This window comes from Halorubrum ezzemoulense DSM 17463 (assembly GCF_002114285.1).
In the GTDB taxonomy this organism is placed as follows: Archaea; Halobacteriota; Halobacteria; order Halobacteriales; family Haloferacaceae; genus Halorubrum; species Halorubrum ezzemoulense.
In genome coordinates, this window is sequence record NZ_NEDJ01000109.1 from 1 (window position 1) to 6,759 (window position 6,759).

At 63.5% G+C, this 6,759-nt stretch carries 6 protein-coding genes and 1 pseudogene; 2 read left to right on the forward strand and 5 right to left on the reverse strand.

The genetic code is table 11. The features are described from left to right. The 5 genes and pseudogenes from B9H04_RS17005 to B9H04_RS17020 form a co-directional block, all read right to left on the reverse strand. Positions 1-194: pseudogene (locus tag B9H04_RS17005) on the reverse strand (S26 family signal peptidase); the annotation flags it as partial. Positions 195-350: 156 nt separating this feature from the next. Next, positions 351-1,271 (reverse strand): hypothetical protein, encoded by a 921-nt coding sequence (locus tag B9H04_RS17010; protein WP_049932333.1) that lies wholly within the window; start codon positions 1,269-1,271, stop codon positions 351-353. A gap of 64 nt (positions 1,272-1,335) precedes the next feature. Continuing rightward, positions 1,336-2,919, reverse strand: a complete 1,584-nt coding sequence (locus tag B9H04_RS17015) for a CARDB domain-containing protein (protein WP_049932331.1) — start codon at positions 2,917-2,919, stop codon at positions 1,336-1,338. 170 nt (positions 2,920-3,089) lie between these two features. Further along, positions 3,090-3,440 (reverse strand): hypothetical protein, encoded by a 351-nt coding sequence (locus B9H04_RS18395; protein WP_139835144.1) that lies wholly within the window; start codon positions 3,438-3,440, stop codon positions 3,090-3,092. 399 nt (positions 3,441-3,839) lie between these two features. Beyond that, positions 3,840-4,538: a hypothetical protein gene (locus B9H04_RS17020; RefSeq protein WP_080508597.1), complete on the reverse strand. Its 699-nt coding sequence runs from the start codon at positions 4,536-4,538 to the stop codon at positions 3,840-3,842. A gap of 454 nt (positions 4,539-4,992) precedes the next feature. On the opposite strand from B9H04_RS17020, the gene B9H04_RS17025 reads away from it, so the two are divergent. Continuing rightward, positions 4,993-5,574, forward strand: a complete 582-nt coding sequence (locus B9H04_RS17025; protein ID WP_049932329.1) for a DUF7344 domain-containing protein — start codon at positions 4,993-4,995, stop codon at positions 5,572-5,574. 101 nt (positions 5,575-5,675) lie between these two features. Then, complete coding sequence (locus tag B9H04_RS17030; protein ID WP_049932328.1) at positions 5,676-6,521, forward strand: hypothetical protein; 846 nt, start codon at positions 5,676-5,678, stop codon at positions 6,519-6,521. Positions 6,522-6,759: the final 238 nt, after the last annotated feature.

The window sequence follows — 6,759 nt, forward strand, 5'->3', positions numbered from 1 at the left end:
GGCCCGATCCCGCCCGCGAGCTGCGCCGGGACCGCCACGAACCCGTCGCCGGGAGCGAGCGTCGGCTGCATGCTCCCGGTCTCGACGTAGCTGAGGAGGACCGGTTGGCCGAGGAGCTGTCCGACGACCAGCGAGACGACGACCAGCACCGCGGCCGCTTGGAGCGCGACGGACAGCGTTCGTTTGAGTGACATGGTGTCGAACTCGGCTCGGAGACGGACTCGGGGCGGCGACCGCCGCGAGGCGGTACCTGTCGCGCGGCCGTCAGGTAGTCGTCGATCGCTGAACGGCGGCGTGTCCTTATAACTTCGTGGGTGGCGGCGAACCGGATCGGGCGGCCGCCGTCGGCCCTACTCGTCGAAGGCGCCGGCGGCGAGCAGCGCGAACGGGCCGATGAACCCGAGGCAGAACCCGAGCAGGTGGACGTACAGGTTCACGACGCTCCCGCCGCCCGAGGGGTCGGACGGGAAGCCGACGACGGGGTAGCCGACGGCCACCAGCCCGCCGACGACCAGCAGTTCCCCGTAGCCGGGACGCGACGCGACGGCGGCCGCGTGCGTCCGGACCGCGGGCGGGAACCGGACCTCGCTGCTGGCCGCGTACAGCACCGCGAGGAGCGCGCCCGCGACGCCGATCGCCAGCCCCGCGACCCCGATGCCCGTCGTCGAGACCGGCAGCGCGAGGAGCGCGATCCACCCGACGAGCGCGAAGAAGACCGCCGGCAGCGCACGCAGCGAGGCCGCGGGCGCGAAGTGTTCGCGGGCGTAGCAGTACCACAGGATCGGGAGCAGTCCGGCGAGCGCCATGTTGATCCCGGAGAAGCCGAAGCCGATCGCGTCCCGCGGGACGGCGAGGTTCAGCGCGGACAGCGCGAACGGGAAGGCGCCGAGGTACGTCGCGAGCGACGTGAAGAAGAGCCGCCGTCGCCCGCCAAGGACGGCGAGCGCGTAGCCGACGCCGGCGAGGAGCCCGTATCCGACGAGGTTCCCGAGGAGGTGATCGGTTCCGAGGTGGACGTAGTGCGCCGCGAACGCCGACGGCACCGTCGGGTCCGCGTACGCGAACGCGAGCGAGCGGCGGGTCGCCTCCGGCAGCGCGAAGACCGCGAGCAGGACCGCGGGCACCGCGAGCAGGACGAGCAGGTCGGTCGCGCGGACGCCGGCGAGCATCTCCTGACTGAACGTGCGGTCCGGCCGACTACCGTCGACGGAGCGATCCGACGGGCCGCCGTCGACGGAGCGATCGCGCTCGTCGGTCGCAGACGTGCTCACGGCCCGTGGGTCGTCGACCAGCGGTTAAGACCTGTCGGCGCGCGCCCCGGATGCGGCCCGGGGCTCACGACCGCGGCATCCGGCGGAACAGCGCGAGTCCGGCCACCGCGAGGGCGAGCGCGGCCAGCAGCCCGCCGAGTTCGACGAACTCGATCCCCCCGGGTTCCTCGGTCGGCCCGGCCTCGGTGTCGGCGGCGCTACTCGCCGCATCGGAGCCGCTCGCCGTCTCGGCGCTCTCCCCGTCGCCGCCAGTCGCCTCGGAGTTACTCCCCTCACCGCCCGCCGGGTCGCCGCCGGGGTCGCCGACGAGCAGGGTCCCGGCGGGGGTCCCGCCGACCGCGAGGTCGTACGCGCCGGCGGCCGAGACCGTCTCGTCGAACGAGAGCGTCGCCGTCTCGTTGGGCGCGAGCGCGACCGTCTCGCTCGCGACCGAGTTACCGTCGGCGGTCAGCGTCACCGCGCGCTCGCCCGCCGCGCCGCCCCCGTTTCGGACGGTCGCCCGGACGGTGACGTTCTCGCCGGGGTCGATCGCCTCGGGCGCGACCGTCGCCGCGGTCACGTCGAACCGGGGCTCGCGCGTCGCGACCGCGAACGTCGAGAACTCGGTCGTCGTCGCGCGGAAGTGGACCCGGTCCTCGGGGAGCCCCAGGATATCGACGACCGCCTCGTCGACGACCTCGACCGACACCGCCTCCCAGTCGCCCGCGTCCGTCTGCCGGTAGAGCGTCACGTCCGCGGGGTCGGTCCCGGTCGCGTTGAGATACGCCGGATCCGCGCTGAACCGGATCGTCATCGCGTCGACCGCGTCGGGCGCGAACTCGTGCGCGAGCGAGAGGTACCCGACCGGACGGGGACGCGTGGGCGCGGTCAGCGCGCTCCCGTTCGCGAAGGGGACCGGGCTCCCCGCTGCGTTCAGCTCGACGCGCTCGTTCCGGACGCCCGCCAGGTCGATCCCCTCCAGCGTGACGTTGTCGCGGTCGATGGGCATCCCGTCGGCCCGGAACCGGACCTCCGCACCGGACTCGACGCCGCTCGCGACGAACTCGCGGCGGTCCGCGCTCGGCGAGACGACCGTCGTGGTCGGGCCGCCGTCGCCGGTCTCCTGAGTCGACGCGCCCGTCGCGGTCGCGTCCACTTCCTCGGGCTCCGCGATCTTCGCCTCGATCGAGAACTCGTCGGCGCCCAGCTGCGCCCCGGCGGCCGTCCCGCGCGTGTCGAGCGCGAGCCCGACCGTGACGGTCTCGTTCGGCGCGAGCGTGACGTTGTTCGCCTCGCCTTCGATCGAGTCCCCACCGGCGACGAAGGTGACGTTCTCGCTGGCGTACTCGATCCAGACGCGCGCGTACTCGTCTGCCGTGTACGTGACCGTGAACACGTCGTCGATCGTTCCCGTCGAATCGACGTTCACGCCCTTGAAAGAAGGATCCTCGATGTTCGGGTTCGACGCCGACACGTCGATCGCGATCTCGTCGTCGTTCAGGTAGGCGTACCGCCCGTTCGGGCCGTCGGCCGGTTGGACCGCGAGGTCGCCGTCGGCGACGGTGTCCGCGTCGCCGTCGATCACCGCCGCGCCCGTGGCAAAGGCGAGCGCAGTAGCTGCGGAGACAGCTAGTAGGACCAGTATCAAAACCCGGCGGGTAGTCGGCATCAGTTAGTTAAACACACAATGTTCCCAGACGGTCTTCGTATTGTGGTTCTTGATTCACTGAAGGGTCTGATTACTCACCGAATCTGGCGCGTTCGATCCTCAGTGTATTTATCATAAAAACAATGTATAAACCGAATATGGATTGGCGCCAACAGATTTATTAGCGGTAGTTACGTCCGAGGACCGCCTCTGTCGGAGTTCTGTACTGCGTGCCCGGGTTCGTCGGGTACATCTTCCTCGTCAGCCTTAGCAATGATCGTCGATTGGCCGTCTCGGTCAGACGGTCTCCCGACGGTGTTGATTGCCAGACCAACGTTGAATCCGTTCCCGACCTCAACATACTGGATCACCTCCCTGTCGTTGAACACATTGTTGCCGTCAAGGCTGATTCCTTCGTCAATATCGGAATTATAGTAATTTACGCCAGGAATATTCGACCTCATCCAGATCCAGACCGGTTGTGAGCCGTGATTCGTGATAGAGAACAAGTCATCAAAATGCGTTTTGGCCTGTTCGTTCACACCTTTCCCGCCGACTTCGTTATCACCTATCGAAATCGAAAGAGTATCAGAACGCCCTCCAGACCCGTTGACGAATTCGTTTGAGTTAGGTGTACTTAATGCCTTCAGTTGTAGATAGGCACTTGAGTCTGGGGATACTGAGACGGAGACGTTCCGACTCGCGCTCAGGCTCGTGAACGCACCAGTCCCCATTGCCGCCGCACTACAAGTAGTCAAGGCTCCCATGCCGGCAATGAAGTTACGCCGTTTCATAGTCTACCCAGAGACCCACCGGCGGAGTCGAACCGCCGCACCATAGAATGGCGGTGGCCAGCGTGGGCGACCGAAACGGATCTTGATCCCGTCTGGGTGTGTCATGAATTTTGAAGACTCTGCTAACTCATCAACGCCACGTTTCGGTTACCCGATCGAAGTGGGGTCGTCAGATTCGACACCAATTCGAAGACCTCCGTTTCCAGGACCCCCGTCATCCGCAGTCGTCGCATTCGGGCCACCATTGGGGAATCGTTCACTATCGTCAGTAATCCCGTAGACGGTAATTGAAGCGTCACTTACGCTACTCTCCCAGCCGTCGATATTCAGGTTTCCGGCCACCGAAACGAACGATCCAACCCCGAGGACAACTCCCACATTGCCTGCCGAATTTGGGGAGGTCGTAGTGAATGTCGCCCCAGATTTAACACCGTCGTATCGGTTGTATGGGTCCGATTTAAATGGAGCGTAGAACCCGAGACTGCCATCCCCTGAAAGTGCGTCGTCGACACCCGACTTGTCGATCACAACACGGGCGGGAGCCGTCCCGTTGTTCCGGATAGTAAGCTCTGGGCCGAATCCGGTTGTGGCATTCGCATTAACGCCATCTCCGGTTTGGCCGTTCACTCCACTAAAGTCCATCTCAAGCACACCGTTGCCATCAGTCGTAGTGAAGTCGGCATATTTACTCGGACGAAGCTGTAAGTACGCGTTTTGATCGTCAGAAACGTCAACTGACACGACCCGATTTGCGCTCACACTTGTGAACGCACCAGTACCCACTGCGGCTGCGCTCCCGGAAGCCAATGCGCCGAGTCCGGCGAGGAACTTGCGTCGGTTTGCCATAGTTGTGTAACCTCGTTGTCCGCACGCGACCTGCGGGCCGCCGACGCGAGACATCCCGCGTCGCCCCGGGTCGCTCTACTACACCCATGGGGCCTATCCCATATCGTTATGAATTTCCAGAAACACTTCCGGGCGGGACTGAAGCCCCGCCCGCTCCGTTCCGACCCTGCCTGAACCCCGGTTCGATCGGTTCAGGCCGGTCCTGAGACCCCGTTCAAGCCCGCCCTGAAGCGGCGATCGTCGCCCGTGTAACGAGGGTGGTAGTTACTGAAGCCTGATAATATCGGCTAGAGTGCCCGCGAATAGAATCCGTATGACGCCACGTATCTGCTTCTTAGACCGTCAAAAGCCGACTTACGCGTTCGTGTTGACCCACGAGTGAACGACGAGAAAGTTTAGCAGATTATCATAACCACGGGATTTATGTTGGCGTGTTCATATATGTCAGACAGAAATGGCGTCGGTACAGCGGCCGGACGGTCGGGGGGCAGAACCGACGACTGAGGTGTCAGAAGACGACCTGTTCGACGTGTTGGCGAACCAGCGCCGGCGGTTCGCGGTCCATCTGCTGAAGCGGGAGGAGGCGGAGAAACTCGAGATCGGCGACATGGCCGAGCAGATCGCGGCGTGGGAGAACGGGACCGACATGGCGGAGATCACGGGTGACGAGCGCAAGCGCGTGTACACCGCCCTCCAGCAGTCCCACCTGCCGAAGATGGACGACGCGGGCGTCGTCGAGTTCAACAAGGACCGGGGGATCGTCGAGCCGACGCCCGCGCTTCAGAACGTCGACCTGTACATGGACGTGGTCGAGGGGAAGGAGATCCCGTGGAGCGACTACTATCTCGGGCTCTCGGGCGTCGCCGCCGCGCTCGCCGGCGCGGTGTGGCTCGGCGCGTGGCCGTTCACCCTCCTGCCCGAGATGGCGTGGACGGTCGCCATCGTCGTCGCGTTCGCGTTCTCCGCGATCACGCACAAGTACTACACCGCGGAGATGAAGGTCGGCGAACCCGAGGAACCCCCGGAACTGACGTAGGGCGCAGCGGTTCAGGCGGTGCCTTCTGCGGTTCCGGCGCCGCATAACTTAGGGTCGAAACGGGCTATAAACGACAAACGACGCGTGACGACACCCTCAATATGAAACGACGAACCCTCATCCTGCTGCTCGGCGGCGCGAGCTCCGGCGCGATGAGCGTCGGCACCGGGGCGTTCAGTAACGTCTCGGCCGAGCGGGAGGTTTCGGTGAACGTCGTCGAGGACGAGAAGGCGTATCTGGGGCTTGAGGGGGAAATTAAGGAGGGTGTTGTACGAATCAAGAATCAATTTGCCGGAAAACTCGAGCTAACCGTCACCGCAGAACTCGAATCGGCGACCGGAGCGGTTGGGGTCGAAGCGGACGACGGTGATATCGAGGTCGAGATCGAGGGCGAGTCGGACGAAGGTAGCGAGGATGGCGAGGCATCGGACGGCGACAACCGTGCCGACGTTACGATAGGCACAGGGAATTCCGTCGACGTGACCGCCGAATGCGACAGCGGCGGAACGCTAGGCCTCACATTCACCTTCTCGGGCGAGGTCGTAAACACCGGAACGACCGTCGATAAGACACGGACGTTTACGGTCGGGTGCGACGAGGACGACGACAGTAACAGATCAGAGGAGAACGTGAAAGATCACGTCAAGAGAGTGAAGTTCGCCGGGGGCGGCAAGAAAGTCCGTATCCTCACGACCGAGAACGGAGGCGGGGGCAACGGGATAGGGGGTGTCGTTGATGCAAAGCTGTACTGCGGTGACGAAGGAAAAAACGTTAGCGAGAACTTCGAAGAAGTCCAAGTAAACACGAATGTGTGGATCGACGATTTCCACGATGATGATCTCGAGAAACCGATAGCAAAAGTCGAGATTGACGGGGCCGGCACCTTCGAGAATCCAGATCCCGGAAGTGGGAACATCGTCGATAACACCGAAGACGATTCGGCCTAAGCTTCCCTGCGATTGGCCGTCCGAACATTTGTGTACATTGTACACACAGCAAACGCTATGCCCACAATCTCCACCCGAGTCCCCGACGACCTCGAAGCCGAACTCGAGGCGTAATGAGTATGAAAACTTTTGTTAGTTAAGCTTGATAGAAGAGTAATGGAGCGCTCACGTCGAAAAGAGATTGAGCATCACTTGACTGAGGAAGAAATCGATGAACTGCTACGTGAGGCCGAAGACG